The sequence below is a fragment of the Chryseobacterium sp. MA9 genome, from assembly GCF_024399315.1.
Classification (GTDB): domain Bacteria; phylum Bacteroidota; class Bacteroidia; order Flavobacteriales; family Weeksellaceae; genus Chryseobacterium.
In genome coordinates, this window is record NZ_CP075170.1 from 1226592 (window position 1) to 1247163 (window position 20572).

A 20572-nucleotide genomic window follows, 5' to 3' on the forward strand; every position below is an offset into this window, starting at 1 on the left:
GTAATGAAAGATATTCGAATTGCTCTGCTGGACATGAACAACAATCATGTGAATCAAGGTTTTAGGAACATTAAAGAAATTTCTGAAGCATTTCAGCAGAACTCTGAAGAAAATGTTGTCATCAAGACATTTGATGTGAGGTTTAAAGATGAAATGCCGGAGATTGGAGACTTTGATATTTTCATTTCTTCAGGTGGTCCGGGAAATCCACATCGTGAAGGCTTTGCCTGGGAAGACAGATTTGCCCATTTTTTAGATTCTGTTTTTGAGCATAATAAATATAATGAAGATAAAAAATATCTTTTCCTTATCTGTCACTCATTCCAACTGGCAAGTATTCACTGGAAACTGGGTAATATCTGCAAAAGAAAATCTTATTCTTTCGGAGTAATGCCTGTCCATAAAACAGACGAAGGCAAAGAAGAGTTTTTGTTCAAAAATCTTCAGGATCCTTTTTATGCAGTAGATTCCAGAGCTTATCAGTTTATTGAACCGAGTCATGAACGTTTTGAAGAACTTGGAATGACCATCATGGCGATTGAAAAATTCCGTCCTCATATCAATCTGGAAAGAGCGATAATGGCGGTTCGTTTTTCAGATGAGATATTCGGAACACAGTTTCACCCTGAAGCTAATCCTGAATCTTTGATCGAAAATCTGAAAGATGAAAAAAACAGAGAAGCCATGATCGAAAATTTCGGTATGGAAAAATATCTTGAAACTATCGACAGAATAGACGATGAAGATAAAATCATTCTGACCAGACATCAGATACTTCCGAGATTCCTTCAGTTTGCAAAAAAAAACATTTTGAAAGGAGCTGAGACTTTGGCTTAAAAGGCTGGAAGCTGGAAGAAGGATGCTGGAAGTTACTATCGGTTAAGATTATTTATTATTCTTTTATTTATAAACTAATAATTTAAATTTCAGAATTAAAAACTTCCCTCTCCCAGCTTCCAACTTCCAGCAGCTTACTATAACAATCGGGCAGAAATGTTCGATTTTTTTAACATCACAAAGAAAAAAAATATGATTCCAAAATACAGAAAACAGTATAATCAGGAGTTCTCAGATGAAAAGTACAATCAATTAAAAAATATACTTGCAGAAAAAGGAGGTACTGCACCTATTTTCAGGGTTTCAGAAAGCCCTATTTTCTTGACTAAAGAATTTGAAAATAAACTTATTGATGCCAGTGAAAGTATTATCAGTCAGATTAAGGCAATGCCTGCAGAAACACTTCGTAAAGCAATCCCTGATAACTGCAAAGTTCCCAATGATACGGATCAGCCTCATTTTTTCACGATAGATTTTGGAGTTTGCAAAAGTGAAAACGGAGCAATAGAACCTCAGCTGATAGAACTTCAGGCGTTTCCCTCTTTGTATGCTTTTCAGAAAGTGTATGAAGAAACTTATTGTGAAGTTTACCCTTTTCTTTCGGAACTCAAAAATCCGATGCCTCATGAAACCTTTAAAAACTACTTGAAGGAACTTATTGTAGGAGATGAAAATCCTGAAAATGTAATCCTGCTTGAGATCTTCCCGGAAAAACAAAAAACGGCCATTGATTTTGCTTTAACAGAGAAATTATTAGGAATCAAAACAGTATGTCTGACAAAAGTAAAGAAAGAAGGCAAAAAGCTGTATTATGAAAACAATGGAAATCTGATAGAAATCAAAAGAATTTACAACCGTGTTATATTTGATGAACTGGACAATATTCCAGATCTTGCCACTGAGTTTGATTTCCGTGAAGAGGTCGATGTCAAATGGATCACTCATCCAAACTGGTTCTTTAAAATCTCAAAATTCCTTTTACCATTATTAAAACACCAGTTTGTTCCGAAAAGCTATTTCTTACATGAATTTCCGGAAAATGAAAACCTTGAAGACTTTGTATTGAAACCTTTATTTTCATTCGCAGGAAGTGGTGTTAATTTAAATCCTACCAAAGAGATTACAGATTCCATTCAGGACAAAGAAAACTATATTCTGCAGAGAAAAGTGTATTATGAACCTATTTTTGAAGATATCAACGGAGAATTTTCAAAAGCAGAGATCCGTTTGTTGTATATTTGGCGGGAAAATGACGAACGCCCTATCCTATTGGAAAATCTTGGGAGAATGACTAAAGCCGCCATGGTAAATGTAGATTTCAATAAAAAAGATGCCATCTGGATTGGAAGCTCAAATGCATTTTTTGGATAAAAAATTTAAAACTAATAATACATGGAAGAAAAGTCGACAGCTTTTGCTGAATTTGACAACAACAGTTTAACACGAAGAAGAAACTTATTACCCACCTGGATTAAAGTTTTCTTATGGTTCTTTTTAATCGGGAGCGCAATATCTGCTATCTTATTGATTGCAGGCTCTCTGCTGACTCATATCTCTTTATCGATATATGGGATCAATGCTAATCATCCTTATTCAATGACAGGACTTTTGATCAGCTTCCTTTTCCTGTTCAAAGGTATTGTTGCTTACGGACTTTGGTTTGAACAAAAATGGGCAGTACAAGCTGCAATAGTTGATGCCATCATAGGAATTGCTATCTGTCTCATTATGATGGCAATAATTCCATTTACCATTCCAACGATCAGTTTTACGCTTAGATTAGAACTCATTCCTTTGTATTTCTATCTCGTGAAAATGCAGAGCATAAAGAAAACCTGGGAAAGCTTATAAAAAACAAAACCTCCGAAATGTCGGAGGTTTATTTTTTTATTTATTCTTGTGACCTTCTATGAATTTTTCTTTTGTATTAAAAAGTATAACCTGAGAAGAAGCTCAAAAAGTTTGAAATACAGTAACAAAAAATCCCTCTTAGCGAGGGATAGTTTTATAAATCTGGACATGCCATTTGGTTGTCATGCGGGATACATACTTTATCATCGCCCCACGGCATAGGGCAATCATACCAACCTGGAGGACATCCTCCTTTTCCATTGATACTTCTTAATTTCTCCTTAGAGATTTTCTTTAAATTTTTCATGGTTTTGATTTTAGTTTAGAGTCAAATATAAAAATTATTCTCCAATTAGAGATTTAACATAAAAAAATATCCGTTACGGATTTCCGTAAACAAAAAACGTTCAATAAAAGTACCTTAGAAAGATGAAAGAATTTATTAAAGACTGCCTCTTATTTCAGAGCCCAGATTGGCAAGTGAAATTAATTGGATTTATCTCTTGGACATGTGGAATCGGATGGATTGTTTTAGTTTACCAGATTTTTATTAAGCAGCATATCTGAGCCATGGAAAAAAACCTCCCAAAAAGGGAGGCATTAAAAAAACTTGAAGTGTACTTTTAATTTGTACAAACACTGTAAATATACGGATAGGTTCTCGTCATAGCCCTACGGGAAACCGTAAATACAGTGAATTAAATATTTGTAAACTGGTAGCTAAAAATTATGACCTACAAAGCTATAGCACAATGGATATAAAAATTGCAATACGTTTTATTTATTCCGCATTGCAATTTTAATAAGTTTTATAAAGGTTTATTTACACGTTTTTGTCGTCTTCCAACAATTCCCTCGCCTGATATTCCTGTACCAGATCAATTGCATTGGAAATAACATCACTTAATGCCGTGATAAACGTTCCCTCTTCCGCCATTCCCATGGCGTGTTTTAATGCTTCGATCTCTTTAGGAATAATCTCGTAACTCACATCTCTGCCTGCAGCGTTAATCCCGTCAATAATCAATCCGTTAATTTCCTCTTCCGTTCTTCCACGAAGATGCTTTTCATTTCGGATGATAATATAATCAAACATTCTTCCTGCAATCTTTCCACATTCTCTAATATCGTTATCCCTTCTGTCTCCAACACCGGATATAATTCCAATTTTCTTTGTTGACTCAACATTTTTAAGATAATCTTCAATAGCTTCATACCCTGAAGGATTATGAGCGAAGTCAATCAACACCTTAAAGTTTTTGAATTTAAAGACATTCAATCTTCCCGGTGTAAGCTGAGCACTTGGAATAAATGTTCTCAAAGAATTGGAAATATCTTCAATTCCGAATCCATAAAGGTAACTTGCCAAACTAGCTGCTAATACATTTTCAATCATGAACCTGGCTTTTCCTTCCATTGTGATCGGGAAATCTTTGGCTTTTCCTATTCTGATTTTCCAGTCTCCTTTTTTAATGGTAACGAATCCTTCTTCATACACGCAGGTAATCTTTCCTTCTTTCGCAAATTTTACAATATGCGGATTGTTTTCATCCATACTGAAAATAGCCACATTAGAATCGAGATCATTCACAATCTTCATAGAATATTCATTATCGGCATTCAGTACACTCCAGCCACTCTTCTTGACACTGTCCAGTACTACACGTTTCACCTTGGTAAGGTCTCTCAGGTTGTGAACGTCATTCATTCCCAGATGATCTTCTTCAATATTGGTAAGAACTCCAATATCGCATTGTGAAAAACCAAGCCCGGAACGTAAAATTCCTCCTCTGGCAGTTTCCAGTACCGCAAACTCTACCGTTGGATCTTTTAGGATAAATTCTGCTGAAAGCGGTCCTGTAGTATCCCCTTTTGACAACATTGTGTTTTGAATGTAAATTCCGTCCGAAGTCGTGAATCCCACTCTGTAACCGTTACTTTTTACAATATGTGAAATAAGTCTTGTAGTCGTTGTTTTTCCATTGGTACCCGTCACTGCAATAATTGGAATGGTAAAAGGTTTGCCTTGTGGATAAAGCATATCTACTACCGGTGCAGCTACATTTCTTGGCAGTCCTTCACTTGGAGCCAGGTGCATTCTGAAGCCCGGAGCAGCATTTACTTCAATAATAGCTCCGCCACTTTCTTTTAAAGGCTGAGTTAGGTTTTCCGCCATCACATCAATACCGCAGACATCCAATCCGATAATTTTGGAGATTCTTTCTGCCATCGTAATATTTTCAGGATGTACCATATCTGTTACATCAATGGATGTTCCTCCGGTTGAAAGATTCGCTGTTGATTTCAAATAGACCACTTCTCCTCTTTGAGGAATAGTTTCCAAAGTATATTGAAGTTTATCAAGTAATTCTAAAGTGTCTTTATCAACTTCAATTTCAGTAAGAACATTTTCATGGCCATAGCCTCTTCTCGGGTCTTTATTTTCTTTTTCAATAAGCTGTTGAAGGTTCAGTTCTCCATCTCCTACAACATGAGCTGGAACTCTTCTGGCAGCGGCCACCATTTTATTATTGATCACCAGTATACGGAAATCGTAACCTGTAATATATTTTTCAACGATTACTTTTCTGGAATATTTTTGGGCATGTTCCAGACCTATTTTAGCAGATTCCCATTCGTTGACATTAATGGAAGAACCTTTTCCGTGATTTCCATCCAAAGGTTTTAAAACAATAGGATAACCAATTTTTCTGATTACAGCGTTTAATCCTTCTTCGTCTACAACCAAATCACCAATCGGCACCGGAATAGCAGCATCATGAAGCATTCTTTTCGTTAATTCTTTATTACATGCGATATCAACGGCAATAGAACTTGTTTTTCCGGTAATGGTAGCCTGAAATCTTTGCTGATTTACTCCATATCCCAATTGTACAAGGGAATTTGTTCCCAATCTGATCCAAGGAATTCTTCTGGAAGCAGCTTCTTCTACAATACTTCCTGTAGATGGTCCAAGACGGACACGTTCTCTGATTTCTTTTAATCTATGAATACAGGCATTTAAATCATAATCCTTCCCTTCTATCAGGGCTTCTGCAATCTTCGTTGCCTCCTCAGCAGCGTAGATTCCCGCATTTTCTTCAATATAATTGAAAACTACATTATACACTCCCGGAGTTTTTGTTTCCCGGGTTCTTCCAAACCCCACATCCATTCCTGCCAGTGTCTGTATTTCCAAAGCGATATGCTCAATGACATGCCCCATCCAGGTTCCTGTTTCCACTCTATGAAAAAAACCACCTTCCACTCCTTCTGAGCATCGATGGGTAATCAATGAGGGTATTAATTTTTCAATCCTTTCCCTGAATCCTTCGATTTTATTGGTAGGATAATTCTCCATTTCTTCTAAGTCTAACCTCATCTGTATCAGCTTCTTTCTTCTGATGCTCCAGATGTTAGGACCTCTTAGTGCCTGAATCTTTTCGATTTTCATAGTCTATTGGCATTTTAAAAGTTAACAATAACTCCTTTCATAGCCAAAGATAATGCAAAACCCAAAACGAAACCATAGCAGATTTAAAGATTTGTCAAAAAAAAATAAATTTTAATTAACATTCCTAAAACATTAAAAATCAATTAAAGATGGCATGAAATTCGCGAAAGAATGTTAATTATTTTTTAATTTTGTACCATGACGAAACCTGTTGGAAAATTAATAGTTATTGGAGGAGCTGTAAACAAAGGAAGTTTTGCTGAAACCGATTATGATCAGAATATCGAAAAGAATCTTAATTTTTTTGAACGTGGGATCTTAAGAAAGATCATCAACGAATCAAAACTTAAGGAAGATTCTGTTATTGAAATTGTAACAACTGCCTCACAAATCCCTCAGATTGTAGGTTCTGAATACAAAAAAGCATTTGAATTTCTTGGGGCTAAAAATGTAAATGTTCTTGACATCCATAACCGCGAGGAAGCCAACTCTGATGCAATGGTGGCAAGAGCCAACGCTGCGGATGTTATGATGTTCACCGGAGGAGACCAGCTAAGACTGACTTCTATTCTTGGAGGAACAAGATTCCATGATACAATTCTATTAAAATACCAGGAACAGGATTTTATTTATTCCGGAACTTCTGCAGGAGCTGCAGCGGCATCTGAAAATATGATCTACCAGGGAAGCAGTTCTGAAGCACTCTTAAAAGGAGAAATTAAAACCACTCAGGGGTTAGGTTTGATTGATAATGTCATTATTGACACACATTTTGTACAGCGTGGCAGGATTGGCCGTCTTTTCCAGGCGGTAGTCAACAATCCGAGAACACTTGGAATAGGACTTGGAGAGGATACTGGACTTTTCATTCATAATGATGTGATGACAGCTGTAGGTTCAGGTCTTGTAATTCTGGTAGACGGAAGATTTATTAAAGATACCAATCTTACGAATATCAATCTTGGAGAACCTATCTCTATTGATAATTTAACGGTACATGTCATGTCTATGAATGATCATTATGATCTTACAACAAAGACATTAACGATTGAGAATTCTCAGTTTAATCCGATACCACAGGATAAGTAACTTAGTTGGTAGTTAAAAATATTGCTAATCAGTATAAAAAATGGGACCTTGGTTTCATTTTTTTTTGTTTAAAACTGAAAGTTCAATGTTTAAAAAGCAATTCTATTTCAGGAAACAGAAAAATGTAGGAATTAATTAGAATTTATAAATTAACTTCGTAGAAGAATACATTTATCAACTTTCATCTATATTTTATGAAAATTATTATCCACGGCGGTTTTTTCTCAGAAAGCGACCAAAGCCATGAAGTAAAAACTGCAAAACAGGATTCTTTAAGAGGGATCGCCAAAAAAGCCTTTGATTATCTTAAGACGCATTCAGCTTTCGATACCGTTGCTTATGCCGTTTCACTATTAGAGGATGATCCGCTGTATAATGCGGGAATCGGCTCTCAAATCCAGAGTGATGGTGTTATCCGTATGAGTGCAGCTATTATGAATGGACAAACTCAAAAGCTAAGTGGAGTCATCAATATCCAGGATGTAAAGAACCCTATTTTTGTTGCTAAAGATCTTATCGGAGAAGATGACAGGGTTTTGGGAGGCCACGGTGCAAAAATCTACGCTACGGAACATGGTTTTGAGAATTTTTCTACAGAGGTTCCTCAGAGAAGAGCGGAATATGAAGCCAAACTGGCCAACGGAGGTAAAGGAACTGTAGGCTGTGTAGCAATTGATCAAGAAGGAAAGCTGGCTGTTGCTACGTCTACAGGCGGAAAAGGTTTTGAGATTCCGGGAAGGATTTCAGATTCTGCCACAGTGGCCGGAAATTATGCCAATTCCTTCTGTGCTGTAAGCTGTACCGGTGTGGGGGAAGATATTGTAAGCAATGCTACTGCCGCAAAAATCGTAACGAGAGTCACAGACGGGATGAGCCTTCAGGAGGCTTTCAGCAAGACATTTGATGAACTTAAAACCATCGATGGGTTCGCAGGTGCCATCGCTATTGACAAAGATGGGAATATTTATCATCAGGACTCCTATCCTACTATGGTTTTCGCCAGTTTTGATGGCGAAAATACTGAAGTCTTCTCTTAAATTTAACATTTTTTTATAAGTAGATTTATTTTTTTGGCACGTATTTTACATTATTGATAACAACAAACTTTAATATTAATATATAAAAAAATAGAAATCATGGGAAACAAGGCAAAAGGTTTATTAGCTTTATTAGGTTTAGGTGCATTAGCTTATTGGAAATATAAGAATTCAAGCCCTGAAGATCAACAAGCAGTAAAAGATAAAATCAATACAGCGAAAGATAATCTTAACAAATGGGGAAATGACCTTAAAACAAAAGCCAATGATGTTGCTTCCCAAGTTCAGACTAAAGTGGACGAAGCAAAAACAAAGGCTGAAGATTCTCTGAGCTAATTTAACAAGAGCAGTTTTTTTTAACATTCATATATAGGAAAAAGTCATCGTAATAGCACTACGATGACTTTTTTATTTTTATTTAAATCGTTCAGGTATTAATCTGTTTCAATTAATTTTATTTTTTCTGTGCTGCTAATGCATACACAAGAGGTATCTTATTTCCAAACTGTGGAATTCTCCATTTTCCTTTTTCAAATTCATCTACATGTCTGAAGCAAGGATAAGGCGACCAGTCGAACTCACGGAAAGTATCCAGGCTTAAATCTTTTTTAATCAGGTTATCAAGAACTTCTGATAAAGAATGATTCCACATGACATATTCGTGTACGATAGGTGCAGACTGATCTGCATAAGTTCCTTCATAGGTTTCTACTATTGGTTTTTCATTAAAATAGTTATAAGCAACTTTTGTAAAATCATCATCAAACATCCAGACAACCGGGTGAAACTCTGCCATAATAAACTGTCCGCCGGGTTTTAGAAAATGACTGATAACACCCGCCCATTTTTCAAGATCGGGAAGCCAGCCTATTGTACCATAACTTGTATACACGATATCAAATTTCTGATCTAGCACATTGGGCAGATCGTATACGTCTGAACAGATAAATTCTGTATCTGTACCACATTTCTGAGCAAGATCTTTCGCTGCATCAATAGCCTGATCAGAAAGATCTATTCCGGTCACTTTAGCACCCATTCTTGACAGGGAAATAGAATCCTGCCCAAAATGGCACTGCAAATGCAGAATACTTTTACCTTTTATATCTCCCAGAAGTTCTAGTTCTATTGAATTGAGTGAAGTTCTTCCTTTCAGAAATTCATCTACAAAGTAAAAATCCGACTTCAGGTGCGGTTCAACCTTAGCATTCCATGATTTTTTATTTATTTCTAAGTAATTTTCCATTGTTTTTAGTTTAAAAATAGTGTTAGCTCTGCTTTTTCATTAAAGCTTTTCCACATTTTGATCATAATTTACCCATGAGCTTTTTCTTCTGCTCAAGAAATTCTTCTTCGCTTAAAACTCCAGTCTCTTTTAATCTTCCCAATTGTTCGAGCTGATCCAAAACACTCGGCTCAGCTATATTCTGAAAGGGTACTTCAGGACGGGACATAAAGTCTCTTACCTTTTCACAAAACAGCTCAGCATGGTACCTTCCTACTCCATCTATCTCTACGATGTCATCAGTTACCTGAATATCTATGGAAGCCAGCAATACTGCTGTTTCATATTGTATGGAGCTTATTTTGCTGTAAGAAAAGTCTTCTACTTTTAATCCGTACATAAATTCCTTATCTACAAAGATCAATCTTCTGTCTGTGGCTACTAAAATAATATGATGATTGTTTATTTTATTTCTGCCTTCAACGAGATAGACAATTTTTTCGTTTGCTGAAAGAATATCCGGCAGCTCATGAATTTCTTTTCTGGCAAATATAGTAGGGCTGATATCCAGCTTTTTAAGTTCCTCTCTTATTTCGTCAAGTCTTGATTTTTCACTCATAGTAACAGTTTATGAGCCTAAATTACTATTTCTTGGGAAAAGAATAATTTAATTTGGCTAAATATTAATTTTCAGATGGAATTACAATAGAACTGTGCAAGCAATACATCTTCCAGCCTAGCGTTTCATACAATAGCTTTCCTTCTTCTGTTGCTACTAAAATATTATTTGAAAATCCTTTTGCTAAAGCTATCTTTTCAAGCTCTCTCAATAAAAAAGAAGCAAGCCCTTTCCTTTGATGATTTTTTTCGGTAATAATCCTATCATATACAGCTATACCATTTATAAGCGAGACACGGCCTATAGAAGCTTGTTCGCCATTCTCTGCTACAATCCTGACAACAAAGGTTGTATTATACTCAGAAAATGCTAAGTGATACCCTTCTGCAAGACTGATTTCCGGGAAATTCATCGGGTGAAAACAGGTCATCATATATCCTTGTGACTGTAGTTTCCATCTTTCAGGGATTTTCCCCATAAATTCATCAGGAGAAGTAGATACTTTGAGATAAATCCAGGGCTCATCAATTGAATCTGCAAGTTCGAAAAAATCATCATTAAGTTGAGGAAATACAAAACGTTCTTTTTGTGTTTCATCCCCTACAATCACATTGAATCCGGATTTATACCGAACAGGGAAAGATACTTCTCTTGATAAACACCATCCTTTAAGCCAGTTTTCTACTATTTCTGCTGATACTTTATCCTTCATAATTCGATGTTAAAAGTTTTATTTTAATTGTTCCAGCAGCTTCTTTTTTTGCTCTGAAAATTCTGCATCGGTTAAGATTCCGTTTTCTCTCAGTTTTCCTAATTTCTCAAGCTGATTAAAAACTTCTTCTGATGACACTAAAACATTTTTGTTTGCTGTATTAATTCCTTTCGGAGATTGTTCCTTAGGATTATTATAAATGGTTTTTATTGTATCATAGAACTTCTCTGCATCTTCTTTATCCATATAACATTCAAATTCAACTACTCTTTCGTCCAAATGCAGTTTAATAATCGGGGATCTCGGATCTGTTACAAAGCTTACCGCCTTTATGCTTTCATTATGATAATCATTAATCTTTGCTTCACCAAACATTCCTTTTGATACAGAAAGCATCCTTTTTGGAGTTGCCACCAATACTCCAGCATCCAATGTATTGACAAACTGGGCATCTGTAATCGCAATTATTTGTTCATCTTCGGAAATCAGATAAGGAAGTTCTTTGATCTCTCCTTTGGTAAACATTGAAAGATTGGCGTTCAGCTTTTGCAGTTCAAATTTTATTTTGCGCTGTCTCCGTTTATAAACTTCTTTTGAAATTTGGTTTGAATCAGAATCTATCGTTACAGGAAAATTTTGTTCTACCACTGCTATCGGCAGAACTGGTTCCGTTATCTCTGTTTTCAGCATTTCATTAATATTGTCAATACTGAATTTATTGAGGTTGTACAGCAATTCTTCATTGATATCGCTCGTTTTATTCAAACATTTATTGCATAAAACATTGCCGTCTGAAAGCTTATTGGCTCCCAGAAGCGTATCCATAGAGGTCAATTCTGTTTTACACAATGCACAGTTATTACTCATTTCTTCTTTTTATAATTTATTTAGCAGTTTTTTCTTTTGTTCGGCAAATTCAGCCTCTGTCAGCACTCCAATTTCTCTGAGTTTACCCAGTTTCTCCAGCTGCTCAAAAATAGCTCCGGGATCTTCTTTATCGGTAGAATAAACGTTTTCCTGAACCAGATCCGGGATTGTTTGAGAAAATGCCAGCAATGGACTTGAATCCTGCCTCAATTCGTTTTCAGAATAGTTTTTACTTTTGTTTTTGACATTGGAAAACATTCTTCCATCGTTTTTATTGTGAAGTTTAAACTGTGCATCACCTCTATAGGTATTGATTTTCAGAATTGAATACAAAAGATTTTCAATATGATCAATGGAAGAGATATCCTGAAGGGGAAACTCATTCTTTACAACTCCACCCAAGAATTTTTTATCAATGAAGGCAACCCTTTTCTGTGTTGAAAATATAATTCCTTCCCTGTTACTTTGAAGATCAATTCCTTCTGCAATAGCCAACAATTTTTCATCTCTGTCCAGAACATTAGCCAATTCATTCACTTCTTCATTGGCAAGAACACTTAACCTTGCATTCAGAGCAACAATCTGATCTTTTATTTCATCCAGTCTTGTTGGTACATCATATTCGTAATGGTTATTTTCTGTATATTGGGGACTGCTTGCATCAATTTTACTTTTCAGAATCATTCCCGTAATTTCTGCAAAATAAAACTGATCAAGATTATGGATAAGGTCTCTGTTGATAGTAACAGCTTTGGTAAAGCATCCCGCACACAAATAACCACCGTCAGCAAGTTTATTTTTACCTACAGACATATCTGTTGCCGTTAGCGGTGTTCCGCACAATGCGCAAATAGTGTTCATCTGGTTTTTATGTTTAAAAGTTTTTTAATGAATTCAGAGCATAATTTTTACTCTGTTTATATACATCGATCCAAATTACAAATTCTGAGTCGATTTTAAAGATCAAAAATATTCAAATCTTAATATCAATCAAAAAAAATCAACCACAAAAAGTTTTTTGTGGTTGATTTTTTCTTTTTATATATCCCAAAGTCAAATGAGAAACTATTGGGCAATTTTTGCAATTTTATAACCCCAAGAATTCTTCAACAGAAACCGTTTTCTTTTCTCCCGCTTCAAGATCTTTATAAGTAACAGTGTTATTTTTAATTTCTTCTTCGCCCAGGAAAACCATATTTTTTATCCCTTTCTTTTCTGCGTAAGTAAACTGCTTATTGATTTTTGCATTTTCAGGATATAATTCTGCTGAAATTCCTTTTGCTCTTAACTGCATAATCAATTTTAAAGCTTCTATTGTTTCTTCACCTCCAGAATTAGCAAACAAATACTCGATCTTGGATGATGCTTCTTCAGGGAAAAGGTTCAATTCTTCCATTACCAGATAAATTCTGTCTAATCCGAATGATATTCCTATTCCCGGAATATTTTTAACTCCAAAGACTTCTGTAAGGTTATCATATCTTCCTCCGCCACCAATGGATCCCATAGCAACCTCATCTGCTTTCACTTCAAAGATCGCTCCTGTATAATAATCCAGTCCTCTTGCCAGTGTAATATTGAATACAAGGTTTTGCATATCAACACCAAGGCTCAGAGACTGTGTAAGAACATATTCAAGTTCTTCTACTCCTTTCAGTCCGATTTCGTTACCAGCAAATTTTTCTTTAAGTTGAAGAAGGTTTTCCAGTGCATCGTCTGACTGGCTGAACAGGAAATCCAGCTTATCAATAGATTCCTGAGAAATTTCTCTTTCCAGTAATTCCTTTACCACTCCTTCTTTACCGATCTTATCCAGCTTATCCAATGCTACCGTGAAGTCAATCAGTTTATCTGTAATTCCTGCATATTCTGCCAATCCTGAAAGAATCTTTCTGTTGTTCATATGAATGGTTACAGGAACTTTCAGATCAGCAAATGATTTTAAATACAACTGAACCAGCTCTACTTCCTGTAATAAGCTTTCACTTCCTACCACATCTGCATCACATTGATAAAACTCTCTGTATCTTCCTTTCTGAGGTCTGTCAGCTCTCCAAACCGGTTGGATCTGAGAACGTTTGAACGGAAATGTCAGTTTCCCATGATTCATAGCCACGAATCTTGCAAAAGGTACAGTAAGATCATAACGAAGAGCTTTTTCTGAAATCTGAGAAATAAGTTTCTGATGGTTTTTATTATCCCAGTCTTCCTGATTGATTTCAGAAGTATAATCTCCCGAATTTAAAATTTTAAAGATCAAACGGTCTCCTTCTTCTCCGTATTTCCCTGTCAGTGTAGAAAGATTTTCAAAACTTGGAGTTTCCAATGGCTGAAACCCGAATAATTCAAAATTATTCTGTAAAATATTGATGATATATTTTCTTCTGGAAACTTCCTGTGCCGTAAAATCTCTCGTCCCTTTTGCTAAACTTGGCTTCATTTTTTGTAAGTCATTTTGATAAATGCAAAAGTACGGAATTGCATGGACTTTACACAGCATAAAAAGCTGAAGAAACAATCTTCTCCAGCTTTTTTGCTGTTGTGTTATCAATTATTCTGAAAAATCAGACACTTTCAAGAATCTCAAGGATCTCTTCACCATAATTTTCAATCTTATGCTTTCCAAATCCTTTGATCTCCAGCAATTCTTCTTTCCTGGCAGGTTTATATTTGGCTACAGATATCAGCTCTTTATTGCTGGCAATGAAATAAGTAGGAAGATTCTGCTCCCGGGCTTTTTCTGACCGCCAAAACTTCAGTGCATCCAATATCTTTTCTTCATCCATATTCAGGAAATCATTCTCTGCAGAATATTTAACTGCTTTTGGTTCTTTAACTGTATTTTTTGTCAGTTTCAAACTTTCAAAATACAATATTACAGACCAATACCGTTCTTCACTTACGAAAGCTGTTTCCACTTTCGTAATCTCATTGGCTTCCAGGAAATCATCCAGCATTTTCTGATCTTTGTAGAGAAATTCTTCCGGAAGTCTTATTTTAAAAACTTTTACTTTCATCATTTGTGTTTTTAGAATTATTTTCCTCCTAATAATAAGATCTCGTCTACACGAACTTCTGTGATATAACGCTTCACCCCATCTTTGTCATCATATGATCTGTAGGTAAGCTTCCCTTCTATGGCAATTTCTTTTCCTTTGGAAACATATTTCTCGAAAATTTCAGCTGTTTTCCCGAATGCGATAAGATTGTGCCATTGCGTTTCTTCTACTTTTTCTCCTTTGGCATTCGTATAATGATCACTTGTTGCTAAGGATACACTTGCTTTTACATTTCCGTTCTCGAAGTTTACCATTTCAACTTCTTTTCCTGTGTAACCAATTAATGTTACTTTGTTTCTTAGTGACATAACTTTTAGATTTTAAAGATTAATAATTCAGATAAGAGACGTTCACTGTTTTTCTCAAATCTCTGTTGCAAAGATTGCGATGTTATCAATCTTCAGTCGGTTATAAACTATTTAAATCCGTTTGTAGTCGTTTGAAAACGGGTAATAAAATAAATAGAATTCTGCTTAAAACAATATTTACTAAGCTTAAAAAACAATAATCACATTTTTTTAAGTAAAAATTCAATAATAAAAAACCATGTGCTAAAATATTTTTCTATTAAAAAAACATTGAAAAACAGATGCATTAACAAGGATTTTTTTCCATTTAATTTAATTTTTTTTTGCAAATTTGTAAAAATGTCTGATATGCAAAAAGAAAAACTACGCACAGTAAGAAAGAGAAAAGGTTACACTCAGCAGCAAATGGCTGAAGTAATCCCCACTGACGTTTCCAACTATAGCAGAAAAGAAAGTGGTGCTGTATCTATAACACAGACAGAATGGTCCAAACTCGCCACTTTTTTAAGTGTTCCTCTTGAAGAAATCTACGAAGAAGAGGAAGCGAAATTCATCTTCGAGAATCCTGTTTTTACTGATAATACTGGAGTCAATGTAGGAAATAATAATGCTACAACAAATATAAGTAATGATTTAAGCATAGAAATTATAAAAACGATGCAGGAATATATTGTCCTGTTGAAAGAAGAAATCGAAAGACTGAAAAAATAGAAATCATCAACTAAAAATACTGAAGTCAGAATGGAATGTTTCCTATTCTGGCTTTCTTTTTTCAAAGGAGATACCATAAAAATAAATAAAAAGGCACTCAAGCAACCATTGAGTACCTTTCACTTAATCATCTAACTTAGAATTGGAATTTCATGAGTTTCTCATTCAATGATCAGTTGGTTAGTAAGCTTTAAATAATGAGATTAATCTTTGGCTTGAGAAATCCTTGTTATACTATTAATAGTAGCATCCAATGAAGTATCAGATTTTATTTTAATAAGATATCCACTGCCTATAGATAAGGGATCGGCAACACTCACAAGGTAAAAAACAAGATCTCCGGATGTTACCCCATTAGGAGCCACAGCGGTTTGATCTATAGAGAATGTAGACGGAGGAACAGGGTTTGAAAGATTTACCGTCACAAAGGCTACAGAGCCATTGTTCTTATTGGAATAACTTACAATAACCCGCCACATGTGTACCTGTCCGGCAATAGGATTTTCCAAAAACCTTCCTGTCGCCGGATCATATATATCCCCGGGCACCGGACTGATAATATTTTCCGGCCATGTGGTGGTAGGAGGTGCAGCAAAATCTGTCACAATATTCATCGGAGTTTGGTAAACAATGTTTTGATAAGTCATTAAAGGAACTCCTCCTGAAGATTTGAATGCAAATGAGGGTTTCACTCCTGCCCCACTATTGAGCTTAACAACTCCTTCATTGGCAGTTGTAAGTGTTTGTGAAGAAATTACAGTACTCCACTGAGTTCCATTATAATACCTTAAGGTCTTGTTCGTGGAATCATAGATGATCATTCCTGCTGTGGGTGTGGTTACATTGACCGGAGGGTTGGCATTTCTCGTTAATACGACGGCTGAATTTGCTGAGGTAACGTCTAGAACACCTTGTGGGGAAGTTGTATTTATCCCTACCTGTGCAAATGCTAAAGAAGAGCACAAAATACTCATCAATAAATTGGATTTTTTCATGGTTTGTTTTTTTGAATGTTAATATCAAATTTACAAAAAAACACAATAGAGTGAAATAAAAATACAATTTATTTACTGAAAATAAGATAGTTATACATAACAATAAAACTTTATGAATGAAAATATCATTTAAAACATCGATAAATACTAATTTTTTCAAGGAAAAGGGAATTAATCAAAATACAGCCTTAAATATTCTAAAATTAAAATTGCAAAAGTGAACAGAGGTTTACCAAATTAGTTTAGTTTTTTTGCTATCAGAAGAATAATTTATTGTATTTCAGAGTTAATTAAACATCCCATTCTAAGAAAAGCTTGTTTCAATAAAATAACTGCCTGTCTCACAGCTATCCATTTACAAACGGATAATTCCGTATCTTTGTGAAAATTCATCTATGAAAAGGAATATCAATATTTTTGAGTTTCCTCTCAATTTGGGACTTACAAAAAAGGAACATGAGACAGAACCCGGGGTTCGAAAACTTCCGGACTGGCTCAGGAAATTTGATTTTCATCGTAGAATTGCTCCTAAAAAAGTTTTCAGGCTTGATGCTCCGGAATATTCCATGGACTTTGATGAAGAATCAAACGTCAGAAATGCAGATCCAATTATTGAATATGCCAAAAAACAGTCTGATTGTATTCTCAAGAATTACGAAAAGAATACATTCAATATTATCCTGGGCGGTGACTGCAGTATCCTGATTGGAAATGCTATTGCTTTGAAAAAACTGGGAAACTTCGGGCTCTTTTATCTTGACGGGCACACAGATTTTATCCCGCCAGAACTTTCAGAAACCGGAGGTGCAGCAGGAATGGATCTCGCTATCATTACCGGAACCGGACATGAGAAACTGACCAATATTGATGGCTTAAAACCTTATTTATCTGAGGAAAATATTTTCTGCTGCGGAAATGCAGAAACAGATGATGATGAATATGTTAATCAAATCATCAATTCCAATATACATTATTATGATCTTTACCGTCTCAGAGAAAATGGTTTCAGAAAAACTGCTGAGAACTTTCTGAAAATGGTGAATGATAAAGACTTGGACGGTTTTTTTATTCATTTTGATGTGGATATTCTGAAAGATGAAATAATGCCAGCTGTAGACAGCAGAATGGAAGACGGAATCAGCTATGATGATCTCAGAGAAATACTGGAACCTTTATTTGAAAGTCCTCTGTGTTTTGGGATAGAGATTACTATTTTAGATCCTGATTATGATGAAAACGGAATGTATACCCGGCCATTTGTAGAAAATTTAATTCAAATTATAAAAAATAAAGAAGACTAAATGAAGAAGACCATAAAAAGAACATTCAGAGTTTCCAAATATGTGATCTATAAAGAAACGCTTGTTGATTACAAAGAGCATTTCTGGTCATTTTTGGGTGCATTTTTCGGAATTGGAATCATTGCATTTATCCAGTCTCATTCGTTAACAGAAACTGAGAATATATTTCTGATCGGTTCTTTTGGAGCTTCAAGTGTTCTTATTTATGGAGCAATACAGAGCCCGCTGGCACAACCGAGAAATCTTGTAGGCGGACATGTACTGTCTGCATTGGTAGGGGTTACAGTCTATCAGTTTGTTCCGGATATTATATGGCTTTCGGCTCCTTTGGCGGTGGCCTTTTCCATCGTATTGATGCAGTACACCAAAACCTTGCATCCACCAGGTGGTGCTACAGCCCTGATTGCCGTAAGTTCTACCGGGAAAATTCCGGAACTGGGATATTGGTATGTGATCTCTCCCGTTCTTTCGGGGTGTATCATTCTGCTGCTTGTGGCTTTGTTTTTTAATAATATTACTCCTAACAGAAGTTACCCTACTCACAGCAGGTTCATGAGACTGTTAAAAAAGAGACACACACATCCCCATAAAATAAAAAAATAAGAAGATGAATTGTATGGAATGTGGCGAAAAAATCATCGGGAGGTCTGATAAAAAGTTTTGCAATGATGCCTGCCGGAACGCCTATAACAATAAGCAAAATAAGGATTCTAACAACCTGATGCGGAATGTAAACAACAAACTCCGTAAAAATTACCGCATCCTGATGGAGATCAATACTGACGGTAAAACAAAAGTAGCCAGATCCAGGCTGGATGGCTTAGGTTTTGATTTTGATTATTTCACCAACCTGAAAGTCTATAAAAACGGTTCTGAATACAAGTTTATTTATGATTATGGCTATAAACTTCTGGAAGATGATTTTGTACTGATTGTAAAGAACCAGGCATAACCCGCACACCTTAAATAAAATATTATGAAAGAAGTTGTTCTGATCACCGGAGCCAGTGGCATGATCGCCAAAGAACTGGCCAAAAAGATTGGCAGGGAATATGAAATCCGATTTCTGACCCGAAAAAAAGAACATGATTACGAATATGAATGGGATATCATAAAAGGAAATATTGATGAGGCTGCTTTGGAAAATGTCTCTCACATCATTCATCTTGCCGGCGCCAACATTTCAGAAAAACGCTGGACTCCGGAAAGAAAAAGAGAATTGATCTCGAGCCGTGTTGATTCAGCGGAATTACTTCAAACTGCTTTAAGAAAAAATAAAATAAAGCTTAAGTCTTTTATTTCAGCTTCAGGAATTAATTTTTATGGTACTGAAACTTCAGAAAAAATTTATACTGAAAATGATCCTCCGGGCAATGATTTTCTAAGTGAAGTCGTAGTTTTATGGGAAAGAGCTGCTGATGATTTCAAAGACAAGAATCTCACAGAAAGAGTAGTCAAAATACGAACTGCCGTTGTACTTTCTGAAAAAGACGGAGCTTTAAAGAAAATGATTCCTCCTATTCAATATTATATAGGATCACCGTTAGGAAGCGGCAAGCAATATATGCCATGGATTCATCTTGAAGATATTTGTTCTATTTATGAGCTAGCTTTAAAAAACTCAACTATGGTAGGAGCCTATAATGCTGTTTCTCCACAACACACTACTAATAAAGATCTTACAAAAAAGATTGCAAAAGTACTTGGAAAACCTTTATTCATGCCTAATGTTCCGGGATTTGTCTTGAAACTTATCTTCGGAGAACTAGCTACAGCTATATTGGAAGGTTCAAGAGCTTCTTCACAGAAAATTCAGGATGCGGGGTTTCATTTTAAGTTTCCGGACCTGAATGAGGCTTTAAAGAATCTATTAAAGAAGCAATAACAGAATGGGGGAAGAATATTTAATTTTAAAAAACATTTCCAGGCATATTTCGCTTACCAATCTGGAGCAGTCTTATTTTCTGTCTCTATTAAAAGAAAAAAAGGTTGCTAAGAAAAAATTGATTTTGCAACAGCAACATGCCTGTAAAGAGATCAATTTTGTTCAGACAGGAATTTTGAGAGCTTTTCATATGGATACCACAGGAAAAGAATCTACGATCATGTTTGCTGTTCCCGATTGGTGGATCACTGATATGTACTGCTTTATCAATCAAAAACCTGCCATGCTGAATATTGAAGCATTGGAAGAAAGCTCTATTTTGCAGCTTCAGAAAGATCATCTGAATGACCTTTATCACAAAATTCCCAAATTTGAACGCTTTTTCCGGATTATGATGCAAAACGCTTACATCAGAGAACAGCTCCGAACAATTGAAAACCTTTCTTTACCGGCAGAAGAACGCTATTATAACTTTCTTCAGAAATATCCTGAAGCAGTAAAACGTATCAGGCAAAAACAAATTGCTTCTTACTTAGGGATCACTCCTGAATTTTTAAGTCTTATAAAATCCAAACAAAAAAACAGTTTCTCTTAAGCTATATTATTTTTTTTATTCTGAAAG

General features: G+C 35.5%; 23 protein-coding genes. 12 read left to right on the forward strand and 11 right to left on the reverse strand.

Annotated features, from left to right (window positions below):
- The first annotated feature begins 3 nt into the window (after window positions 1-3).
- The 3 genes from KIK00_RS05570 (at window position 4) to KIK00_RS05580 (ending at window position 2688) form a co-directional block, all read left to right on the forward strand.
- On the forward strand, window positions 4-837 hold the full coding sequence (locus tag KIK00_RS05570) for a type 1 glutamine amidotransferase (protein WP_255815569.1): 834 nt from the start codon (window positions 4-6) through the stop codon (window positions 835-837).
- Window positions 838-1029: 192 nt separating this feature from the next.
- Window positions 1030-2208 (forward strand): hypothetical protein, encoded by a 1179-nt coding sequence (locus KIK00_RS05575; RefSeq protein ID WP_255815570.1) that lies wholly within the window; start codon window positions 1030-1032, stop codon window positions 2206-2208.
- Between the two features lie 21 nt (window positions 2209-2229).
- Window positions 2230-2688 (forward strand): hypothetical protein, encoded by a 459-nt coding sequence (locus tag KIK00_RS05580; RefSeq protein WP_255815571.1) that lies wholly within the window; start codon window positions 2230-2232, stop codon window positions 2686-2688.
- Window positions 2689-2842: 154 nt separating this feature from the next.
- Here the strand turns inward: KIK00_RS05580 and KIK00_RS05585 are convergent, their stop codons facing one another.
- Together KIK00_RS05585 and cphA are read right to left on the reverse strand one after the other, a co-directional pair.
- A complete protein-coding gene (locus tag KIK00_RS05585; RefSeq protein WP_255815572.1) occupies window positions 2843-2995 on the reverse strand; it encodes a hypothetical protein in 153 nt (50 codons plus the stop codon).
- Window positions 2996-3511: 516 nt separating this feature from the next.
- Window positions 3512-6142, reverse strand: a complete 2631-nt coding sequence (gene cphA, locus KIK00_RS05590) for a cyanophycin synthetase (RefSeq protein WP_255815573.1) — start codon at window positions 6140-6142, stop codon at window positions 3512-3514.
- A 198-nt stretch (window positions 6143-6340) separates the two neighbouring features.
- Between cphA and KIK00_RS05595 the strand changes: the two genes are divergently transcribed.
- The 3 genes from KIK00_RS05595 to KIK00_RS05605 all read left to right on the forward strand — a co-directional run bounded on the left by KIK00_RS05595 (window position 6341) and on the right by KIK00_RS05605 (window position 8604).
- Window positions 6341-7231, forward strand: a complete 891-nt coding sequence (locus KIK00_RS05595) for a cyanophycinase (RefSeq protein ID WP_047374335.1) — start codon at window positions 6341-6343, stop codon at window positions 7229-7231.
- A 194-nt stretch (window positions 7232-7425) separates the two neighbouring features.
- Window positions 7426-8268 (forward strand): isoaspartyl peptidase/L-asparaginase, encoded by an 843-nt coding sequence (locus KIK00_RS05600; protein WP_255815574.1) that lies wholly within the window; start codon window positions 7426-7428, stop codon window positions 8266-8268.
- Window positions 8269-8367: 99 nt separating this feature from the next.
- Window positions 8368-8604 carry a YtxH domain-containing protein gene (locus KIK00_RS05605; protein WP_149385995.1) on the forward strand — a complete coding sequence of 79 codons (237 nt, stop codon included), beginning with the start codon at window positions 8368-8370 and terminating at the stop codon, window positions 8602-8604.
- A gap of 118 nt (window positions 8605-8722) precedes the next feature.
- On the opposite strand, the gene KIK00_RS05610 is transcribed toward KIK00_RS05605, so the two are convergent.
- The 8 genes from KIK00_RS05610 to KIK00_RS05645 all read right to left on the reverse strand — a co-directional run bounded on the left by KIK00_RS05610 (window position 8723) and on the right by KIK00_RS05645 (window position 15058).
- The gene (locus tag KIK00_RS05610; protein WP_255815576.1) at window positions 8723-9514 is read right to left on the reverse strand and encodes a bifunctional 2-polyprenyl-6-hydroxyphenol methylase/3-demethylubiquinol 3-O-methyltransferase UbiG; all 792 of its coding nucleotides are present in this window, start codon (window positions 9512-9514) and stop codon (window positions 8723-8725) included.
- A gap of 61 nt (window positions 9515-9575) precedes the next feature.
- Window positions 9576-10112, reverse strand: a complete 537-nt coding sequence (locus tag KIK00_RS05615) for a PH domain-containing protein (RefSeq protein WP_255815577.1) — start codon at window positions 10110-10112, stop codon at window positions 9576-9578.
- Between the two features lie 64 nt (window positions 10113-10176).
- On the reverse strand, window positions 10177-10824 hold the full coding sequence (locus tag KIK00_RS05620) for a GNAT family N-acetyltransferase (protein ID WP_255815578.1): 648 nt from the start codon (window positions 10822-10824) through the stop codon (window positions 10177-10179).
- Window positions 10825-10842: 18 nt separating this feature from the next.
- The gene (locus KIK00_RS05625; protein ID WP_255815579.1) at window positions 10843-11691 is read right to left on the reverse strand and encodes a PH domain-containing protein; all 849 of its coding nucleotides are present in this window, start codon (window positions 11689-11691) and stop codon (window positions 10843-10845) included.
- Window positions 11692-11700: 9 nt separating this feature from the next.
- Complete coding sequence (locus KIK00_RS05630) at window positions 11701-12552, reverse strand: PH domain-containing protein (protein ID WP_255815580.1); 852 nt, start codon at window positions 12550-12552, stop codon at window positions 11701-11703.
- A 226-nt stretch (window positions 12553-12778) separates the two neighbouring features.
- Window positions 12779-14131 (reverse strand): histidine--tRNA ligase, encoded by a 1353-nt coding sequence (hisS, locus tag KIK00_RS05635; protein WP_255815581.1) that lies wholly within the window; start codon window positions 14129-14131, stop codon window positions 12779-12781.
- A gap of 124 nt (window positions 14132-14255) precedes the next feature.
- Window positions 14256-14711 (reverse strand): HRDC domain-containing protein, encoded by a 456-nt coding sequence (locus KIK00_RS05640; protein WP_255815582.1) that lies wholly within the window; start codon window positions 14709-14711, stop codon window positions 14256-14258.
- Between the two features lie 14 nt (window positions 14712-14725).
- Window positions 14726-15058, reverse strand: a complete 333-nt coding sequence (locus KIK00_RS05645; protein ID WP_255815583.1) for a single-stranded DNA-binding protein — start codon at window positions 15056-15058, stop codon at window positions 14726-14728.
- A gap of 348 nt (window positions 15059-15406) precedes the next feature.
- Here KIK00_RS05645 and KIK00_RS05650 point away from each other — a divergent pair, with 348 nt between their 5' ends.
- Window positions 15407-15769 carry a helix-turn-helix domain-containing protein gene (locus tag KIK00_RS05650; RefSeq protein WP_255815584.1) on the forward strand — a complete coding sequence of 121 codons (363 nt, stop codon included), beginning with the start codon at window positions 15407-15409 and terminating at the stop codon, window positions 15767-15769.
- A 203-nt stretch (window positions 15770-15972) separates the two neighbouring features.
- Here KIK00_RS05650 and KIK00_RS05655 read toward each other — a convergent pair whose 3' ends face one another.
- The gene (locus KIK00_RS05655) at window positions 15973-16764 is read right to left on the reverse strand and encodes a hypothetical protein (RefSeq protein WP_255815585.1); all 792 of its coding nucleotides are present in this window, start codon (window positions 16762-16764) and stop codon (window positions 15973-15975) included.
- A gap of 395 nt (window positions 16765-17159) precedes the next feature.
- Between KIK00_RS05655 and KIK00_RS05660 the strand changes: the two genes are divergently transcribed.
- From KIK00_RS05660 to KIK00_RS05680, 5 genes are read left to right on the forward strand one after another with little or no spacing between them, the layout of a single operon-like run.
- Window positions 17160-18065 (forward strand): arginase family protein, encoded by a 906-nt coding sequence (locus KIK00_RS05660; RefSeq protein WP_255815586.1) that lies wholly within the window; start codon window positions 17160-17162, stop codon window positions 18063-18065.
- Window positions 18066-18668, forward strand: coding sequence for an HPP family protein (locus KIK00_RS05665; RefSeq protein ID WP_255815587.1), 603 nt, complete (start codon window positions 18066-18068; stop codon window positions 18666-18668).
- 4 nt (window positions 18669-18672) lie between these two features.
- Entirely contained in the window at window positions 18673-19017 is a 345-nt protein-coding gene (locus tag KIK00_RS05670) for a hypothetical protein (protein WP_255815588.1), read from the forward strand.
- A 24-nt stretch (window positions 19018-19041) separates the two neighbouring features.
- Window positions 19042-19950, forward strand: a complete 909-nt coding sequence (locus tag KIK00_RS05675; protein WP_255815589.1) for a TIGR01777 family oxidoreductase — start codon at window positions 19042-19044, stop codon at window positions 19948-19950.
- A gap of 4 nt (window positions 19951-19954) precedes the next feature.
- Window positions 19955-20545 carry a Crp/Fnr family transcriptional regulator gene (locus KIK00_RS05680; RefSeq protein ID WP_255815590.1) on the forward strand — a complete coding sequence of 197 codons (591 nt, stop codon included), beginning with the start codon at window positions 19955-19957 and terminating at the stop codon, window positions 20543-20545.
- Window positions 20546-20572 lie beyond the last annotated feature (27 nt).

Bases quoted from the DNA above. Each gene is read 5' to 3' on its own strand.
- KIK00_RS05570 (WP_255815569.1), top strand. From the start codon at position 4: ATGAAAGATATTCGAATTGCTCTGCTGGACATGAACAACAATCATGTG.
- KIK00_RS05575 (WP_255815570.1), top strand. From the start codon at position 1,030: ATGATTCCAAAATACAGAAAACAGTATAATCAGGAGTTCTCAGATGAA.
- KIK00_RS05580 (WP_255815571.1), top strand. From the start codon at position 2,230: ATGGAAGAAAAGTCGACAGCTTTTGCTGAATTTGACAACAACAGTTTA.
- KIK00_RS05585 (WP_255815572.1), bottom strand. From the start codon at position 2,995: ATGAAAAATTTAAAGAAAATCTCTAAGGAGAAATTAAGAAGTATCAAT.
- cphA (WP_255815573.1), bottom strand. From the start codon at position 6,142: ATGAAAATCGAAAAGATTCAGGCACTAAGAGGTCCTAACATCTGGAGC.
- KIK00_RS05595 (WP_047374335.1), top strand. From the start codon at position 6,341: ATGACGAAACCTGTTGGAAAATTAATAGTTATTGGAGGAGCTGTAAAC.
- KIK00_RS05600 (WP_255815574.1), top strand. From the start codon at position 7,426: ATGAAAATTATTATCCACGGCGGTTTTTTCTCAGAAAGCGACCAAAGC.
- KIK00_RS05605 (WP_149385995.1), top strand. From the start codon at position 8,368: ATGGGAAACAAGGCAAAAGGTTTATTAGCTTTATTAGGTTTAGGTGCA.
- KIK00_RS05610 (WP_255815576.1), bottom strand. From the start codon at position 9,514: ATGGAAAATTACTTAGAAATAAATAAAAAATCATGGAATGCTAAGGTT.
- KIK00_RS05615 (WP_255815577.1), bottom strand. From the start codon at position 10,112: ATGAGTGAAAAATCAAGACTTGACGAAATAAGAGAGGAACTTAAAAAG.
- KIK00_RS05620 (WP_255815578.1), bottom strand. From the start codon at position 10,824: ATGAAGGATAAAGTATCAGCAGAAATAGTAGAAAACTGGCTTAAAGGA.
- KIK00_RS05625 (WP_255815579.1), bottom strand. From the start codon at position 11,691: ATGAGTAATAACTGTGCATTGTGTAAAACAGAATTGACCTCTATGGAT.
- KIK00_RS05630 (WP_255815580.1), bottom strand. From the start codon at position 12,552: ATGAACACTATTTGCGCATTGTGCGGAACACCGCTAACGGCAACAGAT.
- hisS (WP_255815581.1), bottom strand. From the start codon at position 14,131: ATGAAGCCAAGTTTAGCAAAAGGGACGAGAGATTTTACGGCACAGGAA.
- KIK00_RS05640 (WP_255815582.1), bottom strand. From the start codon at position 14,711: ATGATGAAAGTAAAAGTTTTTAAAATAAGACTTCCGGAAGAATTTCTC.
- KIK00_RS05645 (WP_255815583.1), bottom strand. From the start codon at position 15,058: ATGTCACTAAGAAACAAAGTAACATTAATTGGTTACACAGGAAAAGAA.
- KIK00_RS05650 (WP_255815584.1), top strand. From the start codon at position 15,407: ATGCAAAAAGAAAAACTACGCACAGTAAGAAAGAGAAAAGGTTACACT.
- KIK00_RS05655 (WP_255815585.1), bottom strand. From the start codon at position 16,764: ATGAAAAAATCCAATTTATTGATGAGTATTTTGTGCTCTTCTTTAGCA.
- KIK00_RS05660 (WP_255815586.1), top strand. From the start codon at position 17,160: ATGAAAAGGAATATCAATATTTTTGAGTTTCCTCTCAATTTGGGACTT.
- KIK00_RS05665 (WP_255815587.1), top strand. From the start codon at position 18,066: ATGAAGAAGACCATAAAAAGAACATTCAGAGTTTCCAAATATGTGATC.
- KIK00_RS05670 (WP_255815588.1), top strand. From the start codon at position 18,673: ATGAATTGTATGGAATGTGGCGAAAAAATCATCGGGAGGTCTGATAAA.
- KIK00_RS05675 (WP_255815589.1), top strand. From the start codon at position 19,042: ATGAAAGAAGTTGTTCTGATCACCGGAGCCAGTGGCATGATCGCCAAA.
- KIK00_RS05680 (WP_255815590.1), top strand. From the start codon at position 19,955: ATGGGGGAAGAATATTTAATTTTAAAAAACATTTCCAGGCATATTTCG.